This window comes from Allobranchiibius huperziae (genome assembly GCF_013410455.1).
Lineage (GTDB): Bacteria > Actinomycetota > Actinomycetes > Actinomycetales > Dermatophilaceae > Allobranchiibius > Allobranchiibius huperziae.
On sequence record NZ_JACCFW010000001.1, the window covers coordinates 1552549 to 1574177 of the forward strand.

The 21629-nt window shown below is 69.7% G+C and carries 18 protein-coding genes and 1 tRNA gene; 15 read left to right on the forward strand and 4 right to left on the reverse strand.

Annotated features, from left to right (window positions below; translation table 11 throughout):
• Positions 1 to 4 precede the first annotated feature (4 nt).
• Both arr and HNR15_RS18600 read right to left on the reverse strand, forming a co-directional pair.
• Entirely contained in the window at positions 5 to 430 is a 426-nt protein-coding gene (gene arr / locus HNR15_RS07400; protein WP_179480431.1) for an NAD(+)--rifampin ADP-ribosyltransferase, read from the reverse strand.
• 79 nt (positions 431 to 509) lie between these two features.
• Entirely contained in the window at positions 510 to 1331 is an 822-nt protein-coding gene (locus tag HNR15_RS18600; RefSeq protein WP_179480433.1) for a family 16 glycosylhydrolase, read from the reverse strand.
• A 277-nt stretch (positions 1332 to 1608) separates the two neighbouring features.
• Between HNR15_RS18600 and hisI the strand changes: the two genes are divergently transcribed.
• The 12 genes from hisI to HNR15_RS07460 all read left to right on the forward strand — a co-directional run bounded on the left by hisI (position 1609) and on the right by HNR15_RS07460 (position 16182).
• Positions 1609 to 1962, forward strand: coding sequence for a phosphoribosyl-AMP cyclohydrolase (gene hisI / locus HNR15_RS07410; protein WP_179480435.1), 354 nt, complete (start codon positions 1609 to 1611; stop codon positions 1960 to 1962).
• A 5-nt stretch (positions 1963 to 1967) separates the two neighbouring features.
• The gene (locus HNR15_RS07415) at positions 1968 to 3512 is read left to right on the forward strand and encodes an anthranilate synthase component I (RefSeq protein ID WP_179483642.1); all 1545 of its coding nucleotides are present in this window, start codon (positions 1968 to 1970) and stop codon (positions 3510 to 3512) included.
• A complete protein-coding gene (locus HNR15_RS07420) occupies positions 3509 to 4090 on the forward strand; it encodes a Trp biosynthesis-associated membrane protein (RefSeq protein WP_179480437.1) in 582 nt (193 codons plus the stop codon). The genes HNR15_RS07415 and HNR15_RS07420 overlap by 4 nt, the downstream gene beginning before the upstream one ends.
• Before the next feature lie 71 nt (positions 4091 to 4161).
• A complete protein-coding gene (locus HNR15_RS18195) occupies positions 4162 to 4425 on the forward strand; it encodes an HGxxPAAW family protein (RefSeq protein WP_246305900.1) in 264 nt (87 codons plus the stop codon).
• A 5-nt stretch (positions 4426 to 4430) separates the two neighbouring features.
• Entirely contained in the window at positions 4431 to 5231 is an 801-nt protein-coding gene (gene trpC / locus HNR15_RS18200) for an indole-3-glycerol phosphate synthase TrpC (protein ID WP_343048458.1), read from the forward strand.
• Positions 5228 to 6511: a tryptophan synthase subunit beta gene (gene trpB / locus HNR15_RS07430; protein ID WP_179480442.1), complete on the forward strand. Its 1284-nt coding sequence runs from the start codon at positions 5228 to 5230 to the stop codon at positions 6509 to 6511. The genes trpC and trpB overlap by 4 nt, the downstream gene beginning before the upstream one ends.
• Complete coding sequence (trpA, locus tag HNR15_RS07435; RefSeq protein ID WP_179480444.1) at positions 6508 to 7305, forward strand: tryptophan synthase subunit alpha; 798 nt, start codon at positions 6508 to 6510, stop codon at positions 7303 to 7305. The genes trpB and trpA overlap by 4 nt, the downstream gene beginning before the upstream one ends.
• Positions 7302 to 8243: a prolipoprotein diacylglyceryl transferase gene (gene lgt / locus HNR15_RS07440; protein WP_179480446.1), complete on the forward strand. Its 942-nt coding sequence runs from the start codon at positions 7302 to 7304 to the stop codon at positions 8241 to 8243. The genes trpA and lgt overlap by 4 nt, the downstream gene beginning before the upstream one ends.
• 176 nt (positions 8244 to 8419) lie before the next feature.
• Positions 8420 to 12967 carry a glutamate synthase large subunit gene (gltB, locus tag HNR15_RS07445; protein WP_179480448.1) on the forward strand — a complete coding sequence of 1516 codons (4548 nt, stop codon included), beginning with the start codon at positions 8420 to 8422 and terminating at the stop codon, positions 12965 to 12967.
• Positions 12960 to 14417, forward strand: coding sequence for a glutamate synthase small subunit (locus tag HNR15_RS07450; RefSeq protein WP_179480450.1), 1458 nt, complete (start codon positions 12960 to 12962; stop codon positions 14415 to 14417). Before gltB ends, HNR15_RS07450 begins: the two co-directional genes overlap by 8 nt.
• 71 nt (positions 14418 to 14488) lie before the next feature.
• Positions 14489 to 15961: a pyruvate kinase gene (pyk, locus tag HNR15_RS07455; protein ID WP_179480452.1), complete on the forward strand. Its 1473-nt coding sequence runs from the start codon at positions 14489 to 14491 to the stop codon at positions 15959 to 15961.
• A gap of 135 nt (positions 15962 to 16096) precedes the next feature.
• Positions 16097 to 16182: transfer RNA gene (locus HNR15_RS07460), tRNA-Leu, on the forward strand.
• 73 nt (positions 16183 to 16255) lie between these two features.
• Here HNR15_RS07460 and HNR15_RS07465 read toward each other — a convergent pair.
• Together HNR15_RS07465 and HNR15_RS07470 are read right to left on the reverse strand one after the other, a co-directional pair.
• A complete protein-coding gene (locus HNR15_RS07465; RefSeq protein ID WP_179480455.1) occupies positions 16256 to 16549 on the reverse strand; it encodes a hypothetical protein in 294 nt (97 codons plus the stop codon).
• Positions 16550 to 16558: 9 nt separating this feature from the next.
• Positions 16559 to 18217, reverse strand: a complete 1659-nt coding sequence (locus HNR15_RS07470) for a sodium:solute symporter family protein (RefSeq protein WP_343048460.1) — start codon at positions 18215 to 18217, stop codon at positions 16559 to 16561.
• A gap of 379 nt (positions 18218 to 18596) precedes the next feature.
• Here HNR15_RS07470 and HNR15_RS07475 point away from each other — a divergent pair, with 379 nt between their 5' ends.
• Genes HNR15_RS07475 through galK form a run of 3 tightly spaced genes read left to right on the forward strand, consistent with a single transcriptional unit; the run spans position 18597 to position 21626 of the window.
• Positions 18597 to 19400, forward strand: coding sequence for a DeoR/GlpR family DNA-binding transcription regulator (locus tag HNR15_RS07475; RefSeq protein WP_179480457.1), 804 nt, complete (start codon positions 18597 to 18599; stop codon positions 19398 to 19400).
• Entirely contained in the window at positions 19387 to 20487 is a 1101-nt protein-coding gene (gene galT / locus HNR15_RS07480) for a galactose-1-phosphate uridylyltransferase (protein WP_179480459.1), read from the forward strand. Before HNR15_RS07475 ends, galT begins: the two co-directional genes overlap by 14 nt.
• The gene (gene galK / locus HNR15_RS07485; RefSeq protein ID WP_179480461.1) at positions 20484 to 21626 is read left to right on the forward strand and encodes a galactokinase; all 1143 of its coding nucleotides are present in this window, start codon (positions 20484 to 20486) and stop codon (positions 21624 to 21626) included. Before galT ends, galK begins: the two co-directional genes overlap by 4 nt.
• The last annotated feature ends 3 nt before the right edge of the window (positions 21627 to 21629 follow it).

Here is a 21629-nt window from a genome sequence, read left to right on the forward strand (position 1 = left end):
CTGCTCAGTCGTCGATGACCGCGAGGCCGCGACGCTGCAGGTCGGCGAGCCCGTCACGCCGGGCCTGCAGCTGTGCGGGGGAGTGCCCCACCCAGCCCACGAGCTCGTCCACGACACGCACCGCCTCGCGGGTGCGGTAGGAGCGGGTCGGATTGCCCGGGTATTTCCGGTCCGTCACGTTGGGGTCGTCCTCCAGCGCGCCCACCGGTTCGACCAGGTAGATCCGGCCGCGACCCTGCCCCGCCGCGAGTTCGGCGCCCCACGTCGCCGCATCGAGGGTCGCCGTCACGTAGACGTGGTTGGCCGTCCTGCCGGCCTCGAAGTTCGACGCGTGCCCCGGCACGAGCAGATCGCCCGGCACGAGATCGGCCTTCGTCCCGTGCAGCAACGATCCGGACGCATGGACCTCGAACGGTCGTGGTTCCATCATCGATCTCTCCCCCTTGATCCGACCCAGCACCGTACCGCCGCCGATGCGCCACCGAGGCCTCCGACGCCCTCGCATCGGCTCAGCTGTTGTAGGCCCATTCCTTGACGTAGGCCAGCTGGATCGTCGCGGTGGAATTCGCGACGAGCGGAGGATTTCCCCACATCCGTTGCAGTTGGACCAGCCAGCGCATCGGGATGGTCGGGTAGGGGAATCCCGAGCCCACGGTGGTGAAGACCTGGGTGCCGTCGATGTAGAACGCCATACCGCCGGGCCACCAGTCGTTCTGGTAGGTGTGCCAGTTGCTCAGTTGCTGTCCGCCGGCGGCTCGCCAGCCGATGGAGCCGTCGTGGTAGGCGTAGTGGTAGTTCCCGTTGTCGACGGTGCCGGGCAGCATCGCACCCTCGTGGTCGAACTCGAACTGTCCACTGTCGTCGGAGGGCCACTGCAACGCCGCGAATCCGAACCCCGAAGCGCCGGTCGCCCGCATCCGATAGACCACCCGTCCGTAGGTGCGGGCTCCGAGCGGGTCGTCGGTCGCCACCGGTTCCACATTGCCGCCCCAGACGACCCCGTTGACGGCCTTGCCCGTGATGCTCAGGACCCCGCCGGACACGCTGAGCGCCGTCTCGGGGTGGTAGAAACCCGCGGCCGGCGACCCCCACCCCGTGGGGTAGGTCGTCAGACGGCCGCGGTAGGGGTTCGCGGCCGGCAGTTGGCCCGCGTCCGAGGTGGGGACCCACAGGTTCCCGGACGGCACGTCGCCCCGGTTGAAGAAGAGGTTGGCGACCTGCTTCTGGTAATGGTTCACCGGGCTCACCGGCGTCGTGGCCCGGCTCTGCGGGATGATCGCCATCGGGAGGACCACGGCGGCCAGCGCCCACGCGGCGCGTATCCGTCTCACAGTCCGTCCCCCCGTCCTCCGTCAGCGATGGCGCGTTCAGTCCGACGAGGACACTGCTGTCGCCATCGACCGGCTCGTAGCGGTAAGTAAATATCGGCGAGAGGGCTCGTGCACCGATTCCGCGGAAATCGGTGGCCCCTGAAGCTGTGCCGATGGCGTCTAGTGGACTACGATCCACCGCCTTGCCGCGCCAGGTCGTCGGGCGGCGCTCGCTGCGGCCGGGTCGGGAGGGGCTGCCGATTCGGTAGGCACCGGGACCCGGCGGCACAATGGCTGCGTGTCCGACACACCCACCCTGCCCGCCGAACTCCTGCGATCCCTGCGTCGCGACGCCGCCGGACTGGTCGCCGCGATCGTCCAGCAGCACGACACCGGCGAGGTGCTGATGCTCGGCTGGATGGACGACGAGGCGCTGCGCCGCACGCTGCACGAGGGTCGGGTGACGTTCTGGTCGCGCAGCCGCCAGGAGTACTGGCGCAAGGGCGACACCTCCGGTCACGTGCAGCACCTGCGGTCGGCGTCCCTCGACTGCGACGGTGACGCCCTGCTGCTGCAGGTGGAACAGGTCGGCGCCGCCTGTCACACGGGCGAGCACAGCTGCTTCCACCGGCCGGTGGGGGAGTTCGCGTGAACGCGGTGACCGCGACCGATCTGCACGCCGACCTGACGTTCGGGCGGGACTGGCCCTCAGCGGATCTCTTCGCCGAGCTGGCCCGGGACCGGCGGGTGATCCCCGTCGTACGCCGCCTGCTCGCGGACGCCGAGACTCCGCTCGGGGTCTACCGCAAGCTGGCCAAGGACCGACCCGGCACCTTCCTGCTGGAGTCCGCCGAGCACGGGGGAGTGTGGTCGCGCTACTCCATCGTCGGAGCCGCGAGCCGCGCCACCCTCAGCGAACGCGACGGGCAGGCGCACTGGATCGGTGAGCCGCCGGTCGGGGTGCCCACCGACGGTGCGCCCACCCAGGCGCTCGCCGACACGCTCGACGCCCTGCGCACACCGCGCATCCCGGGTCTGCCACCGCTCACCGGCGGCATGGTCGGGGCGGTCACCTACGACGCCGTGCGCCGCTTCGAGAAGCTGCCGGACGCCGGTCGCGACGACCTGGGTCTGCCGGAGATCAGCATGATGCTGGCCTCGGACCTGGCGGTGCTGGACCACTCCGACGGCTCGATCCTGCTGGTCGCGAACGCCATCAACTACGACCGGCGCCCCGAAGGCGTCGAGCGCTCCTACTACGACGCGCTGGCGCGCCTGGAACGGATGCAGTCGGAGCTGGCGGCGCCCGCCCGCAGCACCGTGTCGGCGCCGGATCCGCGCGAGGACGAGCCCGTCAGCACCCATTCGCGTGAGCAGTACCACGACATGGTCGAGGAGGCCAAGGAGGCGATCCGCTCCGGGGAGGCCTTCCAGATCGTGGTGTCCCAACGCTTCTCGGTGCCGTGCGCAGCCGACGCGCTCGACGTCTACCGAGCACTGCGGGTGAGCAACCCCAGTCCGTACATGTACCTGCTGCGGATCCCCCTGGACGACGGATCGACCTACGACATCGTCGGCTCCAGCCCTGAAGCTCTGGTCAAGGTCGAGGGTGAGCGGGTCACGACGCACCCGATCGCGGGCTCGCGTCCGCGCGGGAAGACCCCCGAGGACGATCAGCGGCTCGCGTCCGAACTCGCCGCGGATCCCAAGGAACGCGCGGAGCACCTGATGCTCGTGGACCTGTCACGCAACGACCTGCAGCGGGTCTGTGCACCCGGCAGCGTCGAGACGGTGGAGTTCATGCAGACCCGCTACTACAGCCACATCATGCATCTGGAGTCCACGGTCGTCGGCCGGCTGCGGGAGGGTGTCAGCGCGTACGACGTGCTGGTCGCGACGTTCCCCGCGGGTACCCTGTCCGGCGCGCCGAAACCGCGCGCGATGGCCCTGATCGACCGCTACGAAGGGGTGCGCCGCGGCGTCTACGGCGGTGTCGTCGGCTATCTGGACTTCGCCGGCGACCTCGATCTCGCGATCGCGATCCGCACCGCCGTCATCAAGGACGGCCGGGCCCATGTGCAGGCCGGCGCCGGCATCGTCGCCGACTCGGTGCCCGAGAGTGAGTACCAGGAGACCTGGAGCAAGGCCCGCGCCGCGCTGCGAGCGGTCGCCACCGCGCAGGGAATGAGCGACATCTCATGACGAGCAAGCGGTCGGTCTTCCTCGTCGGTCTGGTGGCGGCGCTACTCCTGTTGTTGGCCGGGAGCCGCACCTGGGTGACCGGGAGTGTCGCCGACGCGGTGCTGCAACGAGCCGACGTGCAGGTCGGTGGATCCAGCGCCGCCCCGGTCGTGACGGCCGGCGCGCTGGTGGGTGCCGCCGCGGTCATCGCGTTGCTGACCGTCGGGCGGCTGCCGCGCTCGGTCGCCGCCGTGCTGGCCGCGCTGGCCGGGGTGCTCGCGCTCTACGGCGCGCTGCACGTGATCACCGACCCGGATGGCACGATCCGTGACCACGCCGCGGGGTCCACCGGTCGCACGGGCGATGCCGTCGCGCACGGCGCGCTCACCTTCTGGCCGTGGGTCGGTGTGCTGGGCGCCGTCCTTCTGATCCTCACCGGCGTCCTCGGGTTCGTGGGCGGCCGGCGATGGAGCGGACTGTCCAGCAGGTACGACGCCCCGGCGGCGCGCAAGCGCACCGTGTCGGCGTGGGACCGGCTCAGCCAGGGCGAGGACCCGACGGCGGACGACCCGCGGGGCGACGCGCGCGGACCGGCCTGACAGAATGAAGCGCCCGTCAGGGGCACCCCGCGCAGTCAGCGGGACGACGTCGTACACGGAGGGCACCGCGGATGGCCGAAGAACACGAGAACCACGGACACAGCATCGCTGCGTGGACCCTGGTCGGCCTGATGATGCTGGGCTCGGTCTTCATCGCCTTCGGGGTCGCCTTCGGGCGGCACTCGCTGGACATCGTCGGGGTCGTCATCTGCGTGGTCGGAGTGGCCGCGGGCAAGATCCTGGCCAAGGCCGGCTTCGGGGCTCCCGCGCTGCAGGCGCCCGGCAAGCAGGAGCACCACGAGGTGTCCACCCAGGCACAGACCGGAGTGCACTGACCGGCGTGGGCACTGTTCTCGACGACATCGTCGCCGGCGTCCGCGAAGACCTCGAGGAACGCCGCCGGCTGCTGCCCCTCACCCAACTCGCACAGGACGCCGCCCAGGCAGTGCCTGCTCTGGACGCACTCGCCCGCTTCACCGCCCCCGGGCCGGTGAAGCTGATCGCCGAGGTCAAGCGTCGCAGCCCGAGCAAGGGCGAGCTGGCCGACATCGCCGACCCGGCCGGGCTGGCCGCCGACTACGAGGCCGGTGGTGCCACGGCCATCTCGGTCCTGACCGAGCGACGTCGCTTCGGCGGGTCGCTGCGCGATCTGGACGCCGTCCGCGAACGGGTGCGGATCCCGGTCCTGCGCAAGGACTTCATGGTCGACCCCTACCAGGTCACAGAGGCGCGCGCGCACGGCGCCGACCTGATCCTGCTCATCGTCGCGGCCCTCGACGACCATCTGCTGCGCGACCTCCACCAGCAGGCCACCGCACTCGGCATGGCGGCCCTGGTCGAGGTGCACGACGAGGCCGAGCTGGAGCGCGCGGTCGCGCTCGGCGCGCAGCTGATCGGCGTCAACGCCCGCAACCTGAAGACCCTCGAGGTCGACCCCGCGGCATTCGGGCGCCTTGCGCCGTTCGTACCCGATGACAGAGTGAAGGTCGCCGAGTCCAGTATCGGCGGACCGGCCGACGTCACGGCGGTGGTCCGCGACGGCGCGTCCGCAGTGCTGGTGGGCGAGGCGCTGGTCACCGGCGGCTCCCCGCGCGAGGCGGCGGCGGCACTCATCGACGCAGGACGGGCGGCGACGGTATGACGACGGCTGTGCATTCTGCGGGGCTCGGCCGGTTCGGCGAGTTCGGGGGCCGCTACGTGCCCGAGGCCCTGGTCGCCGCACTGGAGGAGCTCGACGAGTTCCGCACCAAGGCCATGGTCGACCCGGCGTTCATCGGTGAGCTCACCCAGTTGCACCGCACCTACACCGGACGGCCGAGCATCCTCACGGCGGTCCCGCGCTTCGCCGAGCACTGCGGCGGGGCCCAGGTCGTGCTGAAGCGCGAGGATCTCAACCACACCGGCTCGCACAAGATCAACAACGTGCTGGGGCAGGCGCTGCTCACCCGCCGGATGGGCAAGACGCGGGTCATCGCCGAGACCGGAGCGGGCCAGCACGGTGTCGCGACCGCGACGGCGGCCGCGCTGCTCGGCCTGGAGTGCGTCGTCTACATGGGCAAGGTCGACACCGAGCGCCAGGCGCTGAATGTCGCCCGGATGCGGCTGCTCGGCGCGACGGTCGTGCCGGTCGAGCACGGCTCGCAGACACTGAAGGACGCGGTCAACGAGGCGTTCCGCGACTGGGTCGCCAACGTCGACCACACCCACTACGTGCTCGGCACCGTCACCGGGCCCTACCCCTTTCCGGAGATGGTGCGCGACTTCCACCGCATCATCGGGGTGGAGGCCAGGGCCCAGATGCTCGACGAGTACGGCCGGCTGCCGGACGCGATCTGCGCGTGCGTGGGCGGCGGATCGAACGCGATGGGGATCTTCCACCGGTTCATCGACGACGCCGGCGTACGCCTCGTGGGTCTCGAGGGCGGCGGGGAGGGAGTCCACTCCGGTCGGCACGCGTCGCGCTTCAGCGGTCAGGCCGAGCCCGGAGTCCTGCATGGCGCCTACACCTACGTGCTGCAGGACGAGGACGGCCAGACCGTCGAATCCCATTCGGTGTCAGCCGGACTCGACTACCCCAGCGTCGGCCCCGAGCACGCGTTCCTGCGCGACAGCGGTCGCGCGGAGTACTACCCGGTGACCGACGACGAGGCCATGGAGGCGTTCCGCCTGCTGTGCCGGACCGAAGGAATCATCCCGGCGATCGAGAGCGCGCACGCGCTGGCCGGCGCCATGAAGATCGGCCGTGAGCTCGGTCCGTCCGGGATGGTGCTGGTCAACCTGTCGGGGCGTGGCGACAAGGACGTGCACACGGCGGCGAGCTGGTTCGGTCTGCTGGACGACGAGGCGACGACCCCTCCGGGCGACGCGCCGCGGCCCGCGGACGACGAGGCCGCGACCGGTGGCGGGGAGAGCCAGACGTGACCGGGGTGAGCGAGGTCCTGGCCCGCACCAAGAAGGAGGGCCGCGCGGCGCTGATCGGCTACCTGCCCACCGGATTCCCCACCGTCGAGCAGTCCATCGAGGCGATGGTCGCGATGGCGCAGTCCGGCGCGGACATCGTCGAGGTCGGCCTGCCCTACACCGACCCGCTGATGGACGGTCCGGTCATCCAGACCGCTGCGACGAAGGCGCTGGAGAACGGCGTACGCGTCGCCGACGTCTTCGATGCTGCTGCGGCGATCACGCAGGCCGGAAGCGCGGCCGTGGTGATGACCTACTGGAACCCCGTGCTGCGCTTCGGCGTCGACACGTTCGCGGCGAAGCTGCGCGAGAGCGGCGCGAGCGGTCTGATCACCCCCGACCTCGTCCCCGACGAGGCCGGCGAGTGGATCACCGCCAGCGACGACCACGACCTGGACCGGATCTTCCTGGTCGCCCCGAGTTCGACCCCGCAGCGGTTGGCCAGCACCACGGCGGCCACCCGCGGCTTCGTCTACGCCGCGTCGCTGATGGGCGTCACCGGAGCTCGCGACAGTGTGGGCGACCAGGCGCAGGTGCTCGTCGAGCGCACCCGTGAGGTGACCGACCTTCCCGTCTGCGTCGGCCTCGGCGTGTCGACGCCCGAGCAGGCGCACCAGGTCGCCCGGTTCGCCGACGGTGTCATCGTCGGGTCGGCCCTGGTGCGGTGTCTGCTCGAGGCCGACTCCTTCGCCGCCGGCCTGGACGAGCTGCGCTCGCTCACCGGCCGTCTCGCGGACGGCGTGCGCCGGACATGACCTCGTACCTGCCCAGCCCGACCCAGGGAGTCCTCTGGATCGGGCCGCTCCCGTTGCGCGCGTACGCGCTGTGCATCCTCGTGGGGATCTTCGTCGCCGTCTGGATCGCCGGCCGTCGCCTGATACCGCGCGGCGGCACCCCCGACGACGTCTACACCGTCGCCTGGTGGGCCGTGCCGTTCGGCATCGTCGGCGGCCGGATCTACCACCTGATCACCTCGCCGCAGGCCTACTTCGGCGAGGGCGGCCACCCGCTCAACGCGTTCGCCATCTGGCACGGCGGCCTCGGTATCTGGGGCGCCGTCGCCCTCGGCGCGCTCGGGGGCTGGATCGGATCCCGCAAGGCGGGCATCAGCTTCCTGGACTTCGCCGACGCGGCGGTGCCCGGCGTGCTGGTCGCGCAGGCGGTCGGGCGCTGGGGCAACTGGTTCAACAACGAGCTGTACGGCGGCCGGACCGACCTGCCCTGGAAGCTGCAGATCCACGAGTGGGACGAGTCGCGCGGCCACGCGGTCTTCCAGGACGGTCACGCGGTCGTGCTCGGCTACTACCAGCCGACCTTCCTCTACGAGGCCATCTGGTGCCTGCTCATCGCGGCGGTCATCCTCGTGCTCGATCGACGCCTGCTCCTCGGGCGCGGCCGGGTCCTCGGGCTCTACGTGATGCTCTACCCGGTCGGCCGCATCGTCTTCGAGCTGATGCGCACCGACCCCGCCAACCACATCCTGGGCCTGCGCGTGAACGTGTGGGTCTGCATCCTGGTCTTCCTCGGCGGACTGGCACTCTTCCTGTGGACCGGCCGGCATCATCCGGACGGTGTGCGCGAAGGCCTGGCCGAGCGGCAGGAGGACGCCGGGACGACCGGCGACGGGCCGTCCGACGGCACTGCCACGGCCGAAAGCGTCTCGACAGATGAGACGGATACGTCCACCTTGTGAACACCGGAGGGGCCCGGATACGCTGAGCGCCCCGCAGGCCAACGTCGTCCCGCAGGTCACTGGATCACCAGTGCAGAGCCGGCGCCGAGGGCGCGGTCTCTTCAAGGATGTGCGCGACGCGTGAGCGCATGCGCCCCCTCGCCGGGGCGCACGACGACGACAGGACGGTGGGTGCGATGAGCGTTCGCGACAACTCCGGCTTCACCTCGGTGCCGAAGGCCCAGGGGCTCTACGACCCCCGTTTCGAGCGGGATGCGTGCGGTGTGGCCATGGTCGCCACGATGCGCGGCTGGGCCGGGCACGACATCGTCGAGCACGCGCTGACCGCGCTGCGCAACCTCGAGCACCGCGGAGCCACCGGCGCGGACCCGAGCGTCGGCGACGGCGTCGGCGTCCTCACACAGATCCCCGACGAGCTGCTGCGCGGGGTGTGCGACTTCGAGCTGCCCCCCGCCGGCCGGTACGCCGTCGGGATCGCCTTCATGCCCGTCGACCCCGATGCCCAGTGGCACATCGGCGAGCGTTTCGCGCAGATCGCCGGCGAGGAGGGTCTGCGGGTCGTCGGCTGGCGCGACGTGCCGGTCAACCCCGACGGTGTCGGGCAGGCAGCGCTCGACGTGATGCCGGTCTTCCGCCAGGCCTTCGTGGCCGACGCCGACGGTGAGGCTGCGGGGATCGAGCTGGACCGGATGGCGTTCTGTCTGCGCAAGCGCATCGAGCACGAGACCGACGTGTACTTCCCGTCGCTGTCGGCGCGGACCATCGTCTACAAGGGCATGCTCACCACCGGTCAGCTGGAGCCGTTCTTCCCGGACCTGTCCGACGAGCGCTTCACCTCCCAGCTGGCCCTGGTGCACCAGCGCTTCTCCACCAACACCTTCCCGTCGTGGAAGCTGGCCCATCCCTACCGGATGATCGCGCACAACGGCGAGATCAACACCGTGCGCGGCAACCAGAACTGGATGCGCGCCCGCGAGTCCACCCTGGCCAGCGAGGTCTTCGGCGGCGACCTGTCGCGCACGTTCCCGGTCTGCACTCCGGGCAACTCCGACTCCGCGTCGTTCGACGAGGTCCTGGAGATGCTGCACCTGGCGGGTCGCAGCCTGCCCGCCTCGGTGCTGATGATGATCCCCGAGGCGTGGGAGAACCACGCGACGATGGACCCCGCCCGCCGCGCGTACTACGAGTACAACTCCACGATCATGGAGCCCTGGGACGGGCCGGCCTGCGTGACCTTCACCGACGGCACCCTGATCGGCGCGGTCCTCGATCGCAACGGACTGCGTCCCGGCCGCTACTCGGTCACCGACGACGGACTGGTCGTGCTCGCCTCCGAGGCCGGCGTACTCGACCTCGACCCCACCCGCATCGTGCGCAAGGGACGGCTGCGTCCGGGTCGGATGTTCCTGCTCGACACCGCCGAGGGCCGGATCGTGAGCGACGAGGAGGTCAAGCAGGAGCTGGCCGCCGAGCACCCGTACAGCGAGTGGCTGACCGCCGGGATCATCAAGCTCGCGGACCTCTCGGAGCGCGAGCATGTCTGGCACACTCCGGCATCGGTCGAACGCCGCCAGCAGACGTTCGGCTACACCCAGGAGGAGCTGCGGGTGCTCCTGGCGCCCATGGCCCGCACCGGCGGCGAAGCGCTCGGCTCGATGGGCACCGACACCCCGATCGCGGTGCTGTCGCAGCGCCCGCGGCTCATCTTCGACTACTTCAGCCAGCTCTTCGCCCAGGTCACCAACCCGCCGCTGGACTCCATCCGCGAGGAGCTGGTCACCTCCCTCGGCACCCTGATGGGTCCGGAGAGCAACGCTCTGGAGATCGGGCCGGCGCACGCCCGCCAGGTCGAGCTGCCCTTCCCGGTCATCGACAACGACGAGCTGTCCAAGCTCGTGCACATCAACGCCGAGGGCAACTTCCCGGGCTACGGCACCTACGTCATCCGCGGCACCTACAACGTCGAGGGCGGCGCGACCGCGCTGCGCGCGCGGCTGCAGGGCATCTTCGCCGAGGTGAGCCAGGCCATCGCCGACGGCTACCGCTTCGTGGTGCTGTCGGACCGGGACAGCAACTCCGAGTTCGCGCCCATCCCGTCGCTGCTGCTGACCGCCGCCGTGCACCACCACCTGGTGCGCGAGAAGACCCGCACCCAGGTCGGGCTGCTGGTCGAGGCGGGCGACGTGCGCGAGGTGCACCACGTCGCGCTGCTCGTCGGGTACGGCGCGGCCGCGGTCAACCCCTACCTCGCCATGGAGTCCGTCGAGGACATGGTCCGGCGCGGCGAGCTGCCCGAGATCAGCGCCGACCAGGCCACCCGCAACCTGATCAAGGCACTCGGCAAGGGCCTGCTCAAGGTGATGTCGAAGATGGGCATCTCCACGGTCGCGTCCTACCGGGGCGCGCAGGTCTTCGAGGCGGTCGGACTGTCCGACGAGCTCATCAAGGACTACTTCACCGACACCTTCTCCCGTCTCGGCGGGGTCGGGCTGGACGTCATCGCCAAGGAGGTCGCCGCCCGGCACGCCACGGCGTACCCCAAGAGCGGCCAGCGTCCGCCGCACCGCACCATCGAGACCGGCGGGGAGTACCAGTGGCGGCGCGACGGCGAGCCGCACCTCTTCGACCCCGAGACCGTCTTCCGGCTGCAGCACTCGACCCGGTCGCGGCGCTACGACATCTTCAAGCAGTACACCGCACGCGTCGACGAGCAGTCCGCGCGACTCATGACGCTGCGCGGGCTCTTCCGCTTCGACTCCGGCCGCGAGCCCATCCCGCTGGACGAGGTCGAGCCGGTCAGCGAGATCGTGAAGCGCTTCTCCACCGGCGCGATGAGCTACGGCTCGATCAGCAAGGAGGCGCACGAGACCCTGGCGGTCGCGATGAACCGGATCGGCGCGCGCTCCAACACCGGTGAGGGCGGTGAGGACCTGGACCGGTTGCTCGACCCCGAACGCCGTTCGTCGATCAAGCAGGTCGCGTCGGGCCGGTTCGGCGTCACCTCGGTCTACCTGACCCAGGCCGACGACATCCAGATCAAGATGGCGCAGGGTGCCAAGCCCGGTGAGGGCGGCCAGCTGCCCGGCCCGAAGGTCTACCCGTGGATCGCCGGCACCCGGCACTCCACCCCGGGCGTCGGGCTGATCTCGCCCCCGCCGCACCACGACATCTACTCGATCGAGGACCTGGCGCAGCTGATCCACGACCTGAAGAACGCCAACCCCCAGGCGCGGATCCACGTCAAGCTGGTCTCCGAGGTCGGTGTCGGCACCGTGGCCGCCGGCGTCAGCAAGGCGCACGCGGACGTCGTCCTCATCTCCGGTCACGACGGCGGCACGGGTGCCGCGCCGATGACGTCCCTCAAGCACGCGGGCGGACCCTGGGAGATCGGCCTGGCCGAGACGCAGCAGACGCTGCTTCTCAACAATCTGCGCGACCGCATCGTGGTGCAGACCGACGGCCAGCTGAAGACCGGCCGCGACGTGGTCGTGGCCGCCCTGCTCGGCGCCGAGGAGTTCGGCTTCGCGAGTGCGCCGCTGGTGGTGAGCGGCTGCATCATGATGCGCGTCTGCCACCTGGACACCTGCCCGGTGGGCGTCGCCACGCAGAACCCGGAGCTGCGGGCGCGGTTCAGCGGCAAGCCGGAGTTCGTCGAGACCTTCTTCGAGTACATCGCCGAGGAGGTCCGCGAGCTGCTCGCCGAGCTCGGCTTCGCCACCATCGACGAGGCCGTCGGCCAGGTCGGCGCGTTGGACACCCGCGAGGCCGTCGACCACTGGAAGGCGCAGGGGCTGGACCTGTCGCCGGTGCTGGCCGACGTCGACGTGCCCGAGGGCTCGCCCCGTCATCACACGGTGGCGCAGGAGCACGGACTGGCCAAGGCGCTGGACCAGCAGCTGATCGTGCTGTCCGCCGACGCGCTGCAGGACAAGGCCCCGGTGCGCATCGAGCTGCCCGTCAGCAACGTCAACCGCACGGTCGGCACGATGCTCGGGCACGAGGTCACCAAGCGCTACCCCGAGGGGCTGGCCGACGGCACCATCGACATCTCCCTCACCGGCACGGCGGGGCAGTCGCTCGGCGCGTTCCTGCCCCCGGGCATCACGCTGCGGGTCTTCGGCGAGGGCAACGACTACGTCGCCAAGGGCCTGTCCGGCGGACGGGTCGTCGTCCGCCCGACGCGCGACGCGTCGTTCGTGCCGGAGCTGAACGCGATCGCTGGCAACGTGATCGCGTACGGCGCGACGAGCGGCGAGGTCTTCCTGCGCGGTCAGGTCGGCGAGCGGTTCTGCGTGCGCAACTCCGGCGCGACCGCGGTCGTCGAGGGCGTGGGCGACCACGGGTGCGAGTACATGACAGGCGGCACCGTCCTGGTGCTCGGTCCGACCGGTCGCAACTTCGGCGCCGGGATGTCCGGCGGCGTGGCGTTCGTGCTCGACCTGGACGAGCAGATGGTCAACACGGAACTCGTCGACGTCCTACCCATCCGCGAGGACGACCTGGAGCGGGTGCACACCCTGCTGCGCGACCACCACGAATGGACCGAATCGCAGGTGGCCGCCAAGCTGCTCGCGAACTGGCCCGAGGCCGCCGAGCGCCTCAGCCTCGTACTGCCGCGCGACTACCAGCGGGTGCTGGACGTGCGGGCCAAGGCCGACGAAGAGGGGCTGGACCCCGACGGCGGCCAGGTCTGGGAACGAATCATGGAGGTGAACCGTGGCTGACCCACGAGGGTTCCTGAAGGTCCGCGACCGGGCTCTGCCGAAGCGCCGGCCCGTCTCGGTACGGATCAAGGACTGGAAAGAGGTCTACGAGGAGCAGCAGCTCGCAGAGCTGCAGCAGCAGGCGGGCCGTTGCATGGACTGCGGAATCCCGTTCTGCCACAACGGGTGTCCTCTCGGCAACCTGATCCCCGAATGGAACGATCTTGCCTGGAAGGGCGATTGGCCCGACGCGATCGAGCGGCTGCACGCCACGAACAACTTCCCGGAGTTCACCGGCCGGCTGTGCCCTGCACCGTGCGAGACGGCGTGCGTGCTCGGGATCAGCGAGCCCGCTGTCACCATCAAGCAGGTCGAGCTGACCACCATCGAGCAGGCCTTCGAGGCCGGCGCGGTCGAGCCGCAACTGCCCACCCGTCTGACCGGCAAGACCGTGGCCGTCATCGGCTCCGGCCCCTCGGGGCTGGCCGCCGCCCAGCAGCTGACCCGGGCCGGTCACACGGTCGCCGTGTACGAACGCGACGACAAGCCCGGCGGTCTGATGCGCTACGGCATCCCCGAGTTCAAGATGGAGAAGGCGGTCCTGGACCGTCGCCTCGAGCAGATGATGGCCGAGGGCACCCGGTTCCGCTGCTCGACCGACGTCGGGGGAGAGCTCACCGGATCGGCGCTGCGCCAGCGGTACGACGCGGTCGTGCTCGCGATCGGCGCCACGGTCCGGCGCGGCCTGCCGGCCCCGGGCCACGAGCTGAACGGTGTGGTGCAGGCGATGGACTTCCTGCCGGGCGCCAACCGGGCGGCGCTCGGTGAGCAGGTCGAGGACCAGATCACCGCCAAGGACAAGCACGTGGTCGTGATCGGCGGCGGCGACACCGGGGCCGACTGCATCGGCACCTCCCACCGCCAGGGCGCCGCGTCCGTGACGTCGCTGGAGATCATGCCCAAGCCCGGTGAGGAGCGTGCCGAGGCCAACCCGTGGCCGACGTACCCGATGCTCTACCGCGTGGCGAGCGCGCACGAGGAGGGCGGCGAGCGGGTCTACGCGATCAGCACCAAGGAGTTCCTGGACGACGGCAACGGCAACGTGAAGGCACTGCGGCTGGTCGAGGTCGAGCGCAAGGGCAGCGGCTTCGAGGAGGTCGAGGGCTCCGAGCGGGAGATCCCGGCCGACCTGGTGCTGCTCGCCATGGGCTTCCTCGGCCCGCAGAGCGAGGGACTTATCGAGCAGCTCGGGGTCGAGTTGGACGAGCGCACGAACGTGCGACGCGACGCCGACTTCATGTCGAGCGTGCCGGGCGTCTTCGTCGCCGGCGACGCCGGTCGCGGCCAGTCCCTGATCGTCTGGGCGATCGCCGAGGGGCGGGCCGCCGCACGTGGTGTGGACGCGTTCCTCAGCGGCGCGTCGGACCTCCCGGCGCCGATCGCTCCGACCGATCGGCCGCTCACCGTCTGATCGGCGAAGTTACCTGGTAGTACGGCGTATCAGGTGCGTGAAAGACCGTGCGCCGTCGATAGGCTCGACGCATGCGTCACGCCAAGATCGTCTGCACGCTCGGTCCTGCCACCTCCTCCGCGGAACGCTGTCGCGAACTGGTCGAGGCGGGCATGGACGTCGCCCGCCTCAACCTGTCGCACGGCGCCTACGAGGACCACGAGGAGGTCTACAACAACCTGCGCCGCGCCAGTGAACAGAGCGGCCGCCCATTGGCCATCCTCTGCGACCTGCAAGGCCCCAAGATCCGCACCGGCCGCTTCTCGGCCGGCCCGATCGTGCTGACCAAGGGCGATCGGTTCACCATCACCAGCGACGACGTCGACGGCACCCAGGAGCGGGTGTCCACGACGTACAAGGGACTGCCCGGCGACGTGCAGCCCGGCGACTCCCTGCTCATCGACGACGGCAAGGTCTCGCTGCGAGCCCTGCAGGTCACCGCGACCGACGTGCTCACCGAGGTCGTCGAAGGCGGCACGGTCTCCAACAACAAGGGCATCAACCTGCCCGGGGTCGCGGTGAGCGTCCCCGCGCTGTCCGCCAAGGACGAGGCCGACCTGCGGTGGGCACTGCGGCTGGGCGCCGACCTGATCGCGCTCTCTTTCGTGCGCGAGGCGGCCGACATCGACCGCGCCCACGAGATCATGGACGAGGTCGGACGCCGGGTGCCGGTCGTGGCGAAGATCGAGAAGCCCCAGGCCGTCGACAACCTGGCCGAGATCGTGGAGGTCTTCGACGCGATCATGGTGGCGCGCGGCGACCTGGGTGTGGAGCTTCCTCTCGAGGAGGTGCCGATCGTGCAGAAGCACGCGGTCGAGCTCGCCCGGCGCGCGGCCAAGCCGGTCATCGTCGCCACCCAGGTGCTGGAGTCGATGATCGAGAACTCCCGGCCGACCCGCGCCGAGGCCAGCGACTGCGCGAACGCGGTGCTGGACGGCGCCGACGCGATCATGCTGTCGGGGGAGACCAGCGTCGGCGCGTGGCCCATCGAGTCCGTCCGCACCATGGCCCGGATCATCGCGAGCACCGAGGACCACGGGCTGGAGCGCATCGCGCCGCTCGGCACCCGCCCGCACACCAAGGGCGGCGCGGTCACACGGGCCGCCGCCGACATCGGCGAACTGCTCGGGGTGAAGTACCTCATCCCGTTCACCACCAGCGGCGATTCCGCGCTGCGGCTGGCCCGGTTGCGCAGCCCCCGCCCGATGCTGGCCTTCACCTGCGACCCGGTCGTGCGCAACCGGCTCGCGCTGGTCTGGGGGGTGCACCCCTACCTGATGCCCGAGGTCAAGCACACCGACCAGATGGCCATGCAGGTCGATGAGATCCTTCTGGCCAACGGCGCCTGCGTCGAGGGCGACCTCGTGGTCATCATCGCCGGATCGCCTCCCGGCATCCCCGGCTCCACCAATGCGCTGCGGGTCCACCAGATGGGCGACGCCAAGAACAAGGTGGCGGCTGCGTACGACGAGCCGGCCACGTCGTACGACGGCCCGATGATCTAGCCGCGACCAGTGCGCCGCCGACCCTGACGCAGTTCGGCCCGAGGGTCACAGGTCGACCTGTGGCCCTCGGGCCGACGTGTGCCACCGTCGCGACCGTGTACGCCGCCCCGTATGCTGACGCGCGCACGAACCACCGCCGGGGTGGTGGAATGGCAGACACGGAGCACTCAAAATGCTCTGCTCGAAAGGGCGTGCGGGTTCGAATCCCGCTCCCGGCACCAGCCTCGCACCGTGAGAACGACGAACGGGGGATCCACCAGGACCCCCCGTTCGTCGTACGTCGAGCCAGGAGAGCTAGAACTCCTTCGGTGCCGTGCTCTTGTCGGCTGATTCGTCCTCGACCGGCACGATGATCGGTCGCAGCCCGGCCCACAGAGCCATCAGGACCGCTACCAGGATCATCGCGAGCCCGGACCACAGGTTGAGGTTGACCCCGCCCGTCTTGTGACTGTCGGAGTCGGTGTAGTTGAAGGCGCCCATGATCGTGAGGACCACGCCGTAGATCGCGAAGAGCGCGGCGATGATGTTGCGGACGTCGAAGAGACCGGCCGCGCGCCGATGGGCGGGCGCTGTTGTCGTCTGAGCCATGAGACGTCCTTAGTGGAAGATGACGTTGAGGATGATGACGAGGACCAGGGACAAACCGGCCAGCTTGGTGGGGGAGAGCCACCAGTGGGCGACCTCGCCTTCGGCGAAGTCGGCCTTGGGGGTCATCGAGTAGACCAGTCCCCGAAGCTCCGACTCCGGCTTGGGACTCGTGTACATCGTGACCACGATGCTCACGATCACGTCGACGACGAATGCCGCACCTGCACTGACGAAGCTGGCGCCCTGGCCGGTGAGGTTCAGCGCGCCGATGGACAAGTTGCCGAGCGCGTCCTTGGACAGGATCGCCACTACGAGAGCGCCGAGCGTTCCCGACACCAGACCGGTCCAGCCGGCCGTGGGGGTCATCCGCTTCCAGAACATGCCGACGATGAAGGTCGCGAAGAGCGGTGCGTTGAAGAACCCGAAGAGGGTCTGCAGGTAGTTCATGACGTTCGGGTACTGGCTGGCGAACGCCGACGTCCCTACGGCGACCAGCGTGCCGAGGACCGTCGCGATCCGCCCGAACGCCAGGTAGTAGTCGTCGCTGCGGTCCTTCTGGATGTAGGTCTGCCAGATGTCGTAGCTCATCACCGTGTTGAACGCCGACAGGTTGGCGGCCATACCGGCCATGAATGCCGCGAGCAGACCGGCGATGGCGACGCCGAGCAGTCCGTTCGGCAACAGGTCGCGCATCAGGAAGAGCAGCGCGTTGTTGTAGTCCGGCTTCTTCTCGCCGGCGAACGCGCCGAGACCGGCGGCCGCCATGCCCGGGATGATCACGATGAAGGGGATGAACATCTTCGGGAAGGAGCCGATGACCGGCGCCCGCTTGGCGGAGTTCATGTCCTTGCTGACCATCGCGCGCTGGACCTCGACGAAGTTGGTCGTCCAGTAGCCGAACGACAGCACGAAGCCCAGACCGAAGACGATGCCGAGGATGGAGAGGAACGAGCTGCTGAAGCCCGTGAGCCCGTTGCCCGGCCACGAGTGGGTCTGGTCGTGGGTGAGCTTGCTGGTGAGGCCGTTCCACCCACCGATCTTCTTCATCGCGATGATGGTGAGCGGCAGCAGCGCCGCCACGATGACGAAGAACTGCAGCACCTCGTTGTAGATCGCCGCTGATAGACCACCGAGGGTGATGTAGCTGAGGACGATGAGCGCAGCGATCACCGTGGACAGCCAGATGTTCCAGCCGAACAGGGTGTTGACGATGGTCGCCAGCAGGTAGAGGTTGATGCCCGCGATCAGCAACTGGGCCACGGCGAAACTGATCGAGTTGACCAGGTGGGCCGCGGAACCGAAGCGCCGGTACATGAACTCCGGGACACTGCGCACCCCGGAGCCGTAGTAGAAGGGCATCATCACCACGGCGAGGAAGAGCATCGCGGGGACGGCGCCGATCCAGTAGTAGTGGAAGGTCGGCAGCCCGATCTGCGCGCCGTTGGCCGACATGCCCATGATCTCGGTCGCGCCGAGGTTGGCCGAGACGAACGCGAGCCCGGTGATCCATGCCGGTAGCGACCGGCCGGACAGGAAGAAGTCGACGCTGCTGGAGACCTGACTGCGGGCAATCAGGCCGATGCCGAGCACGAAGACGAAATAGGTCGCGATGAGGATGTAGTCGATCGGCCCGGCATCCAGCCGCAGGCCGCCGGACACGGCGTTCACCGGAGTACCCCGATGGCTGTGCTCGACTCGTCCGAGCTCCACGTGCTCGCGTGAATCGGCGGCATCGTGCCGACGGGTCGGCGGCCGCCCGTGTGCAACGTCATGGTGATGTCCTCCGTAGTGCCCGCGGACGACGTGCTCGCTCGAGGGCAGCACGCGCGGACCGCGGGTCGTCGATGTGATCGTTGACACTCTGGCGTGGATGTTCGATCATTGTCAACCAGCTTCGCCCATCAACCGCGCAGGTTCACACATATCTCGCCCATGCACGCCACGGTGTACGAGTGCGATGTGCGTTACTGTTCGATCAGTGCTTCTCGCGAGGGTTCTTCAGGGCTCTCGACGAGCCCTCGCGTCCGTCACACCTAGGGGAGTGCCCGTGCTAGCTCGCGAACGCCAGGAGCGCATCCTGTCGCGAGTCCGGGCCGACGGCAGCGCGCGGGTCGCTCAGCTGACGGCCCAGTTCGGGGTGTCGGAGATGACCATCCGACGCGATCTGGACCAGTTGGACTCCGAAGGCCTGGTCGACAAGGTGCACGGCGGCGCGACGATGCCGCGGCAGGCGGTCACCGACGAACCGGGATTCAGCCGCAAGTCGCAGTTGAAGATGGCGGAGAAGAAGGCCATCGCCCGCGAGGCGGCGGCACTGATCCGCCCGGGCTGGGCCGTCGGTTTCGGCGGCGGTACGACGGCCTGGCAGGTCGCGCAGGAACTCGGCGCCGGCGCGGTCACGGGGTTGACCATCGTGACCAACTCGATCCAGGTGGCGACGGCGATCGACCCCGAGGGCGCCGGTCCCAACGTCATCCTCACCGGCGGGCTGCGCACGCCGTCCGACGCGCTCGTCGGGCCGGTGGCGCTCAACACCATGCGCAGCCTGCACCTGGACGCACTCGTCCTGGGCGCCCACGGTTTCGACCCCGGACGCGGACTCACCACCCCCAACCTGATGGAGTCGGAGATCAACCGCGCGATGATCGACGGCGCCAATCGCCTGATCGTCGTGGCGGATTCGAGCAAATGGGGAGTGGGAGGACTCGCGACGTTCGCCAGATTCGACGAGATCGACATCCTGGTGACCGACACCGGTCTCCCGCGCGACGCGCGAACCGCTCTGGAGGGCGCCATCGGCGCCATCCACCTCGTCGATGTGCAAGGAGGCACCGCCGATGAAGGTCACTAAGGCGTCGCTGGCGGACGGCCGCGACATCATCTACTACGACGAGGAGGACGACGCCGCGCGGCGGCTCGTCGACACCCGGGATCTGAGCGGAGCGCCCACCCTGCACTCCGAGGTGCGGTACGACCCGCTGCTCAAGGAGTGGGTCGCCATCGCCTCGCACCGTCAGAGTCGCACCTACCAGCCGCCGACCAGCGACTGCCCGCTCGATCCGAGCACGCCGGAGCGGGCGACGGAGATCCCGTCGTACGACTACGACGTGGTCGTGTTCCAGAACCGGTTCCCGTCGTTTGCCCAGGGGGTGCCGCCCGTGCTGGACCGCGTCGACGACGAGCCGCTCCTCGTGCAGAAGCCGGGCGAGGGCCGTTGCGAGGTGGTGTGTTTCAGCTCCGACCACAACGCGTCGCTCGGTGACGTGTCGCCACGTCGGATGCGCACGATCGTCGACGCGTGGGCCGACCGCACCGCGGCGCTGAACGCGCTGGAGGAGGTCTCCCACGTCTTCCCGTTCGAGAACCGCGGCTCCGAGATCGGCGTCACGCTGAGCCACCCGCACGGGCAGATCTACGGCTATCCGTTCGTGCCGCCGTGGACCGCGCGGATGCTCGCCTCGGCGGCGGAGCACCACGACCAGCACGGCACCAACCTCTTCGAGGACCTGCTGCACGCCGAGCAGCGCAGCGGCACCCGGGTGGTGACGGCCAGCGAGCACTGGACGGCGTTCGTGCCCGCTACCGCGCGCTGGCCCATGGAGGTGCACCTCTACCCCAACCGGCGGGTGCGCGAGTTGCCCGAGCTGGACGACGCGCAGCGGGACGACTTCGCGCACGTGTACCTCGACGTGCTGCACCGCCTCGACGGGCTCTACGACCTGCAGATGCCGTACGTATCGGGCTGGAACCAGGCGCCTGCCGGGGGCGACACGCTCGGGGCGGAGCATGCGTACCTGCATCTGCGGTTGCTCTCCAACCGCCGCGGTCCCACGAAGCTGAAGTACACCGCGGGATCCGAGAGCGGGATGGGGGTCTTCATCAACGACGTCGCGCCGGAGATGCAGGCCGCGTCGCTGCGCGAAGTCGCCGTCCGATGAGCGACGACGCCTTCGAGGCGGCGTACGGACGCCCGGCCGAGCTTGCGTGGCACGCGCCCGGCCGGGTCAACATCATCGGCGAACACACCGACTACAACGACGGATTCGCTCTCCCCGCCGCGTTACCGCTCGGAGTGACGGCACAGGTCGCGGCGCGCGACGACGGCGTCATCCGGGCCTCGTCGGTGCAGGATGACGACGCGGTGACCGTCCCGATCGTGGACCTCGCCCCGGGCAGCGTGCAGGGCTGGGCCGGGTACGTCGTCGGGGTGATCTGGGCGTTCCGCGAGGCCGGCCACCACATGCCGGGCCTGGACATCGTCGTCGACGGATCGGTGCCGATCGGATCGGGGCTGTCGTCGTCCGCGGCGCTGGAGTGCGCGGTCGCCGGGGCGGTCGACGACCTGTTCGGTCTCGGTTCGACACCTGCCGACCTGATCACCGTGGCGCGGCGGGCCGAGAACGACTACGTCGGCGTCCCCACCGGCGCACTCGACCAGTCCGCGTCGGTGTTGTGCCGGGAAGCCGAGGCTCTCTTCATCGACTTCAGGTCGATGGACACGCGCCGGGTGCCGCTGGACCTGGACGGCGCCGGACTGCGGTTGCTGGTCATCGACACCCAGGCCCGCCACCAGCTCGCGGACGGCGAGTACGCCAAACGGCGCGCCGAATGCGCCCGTGCCGCGGAGCTTTTGGGGGTGCCCATGCTGCGCGACATCGACGACGACGGGCTCGCCGGGGCACTCGAGCGGCTCACGGACCCGGTGCTGCGGCGCCGCGCCCGGCACATCGTGACCGAGAACGCCAGGACCTTGCAGACGGTGCGGGTGCTGGAGGGGCAGGGCGACCCTCGGGCGATCGGTGCCCTCCTGCTCGCCTCCCACGTCTCCCTGCGCGACGACTTCGAGGTGTCCTGTCGCGAGCTCGACCTCGCCGTGTCGACGGCGATGGACACGGGCGCGCACGGAGCGCGGATGACCGGCGGCGGCTTCGGCGGCAGCGCCATCGCACTCGTCGACGACACCGACACCGACGCTGTCACCGACGCCGTTCAGGGCGCGTTCGCCGAGGCTGAACTCACGGCACCGGTGATCTTCGCGATGCAGCCGGCCCGCGGCGCGCACCGTTGCGACGAGTGAGCC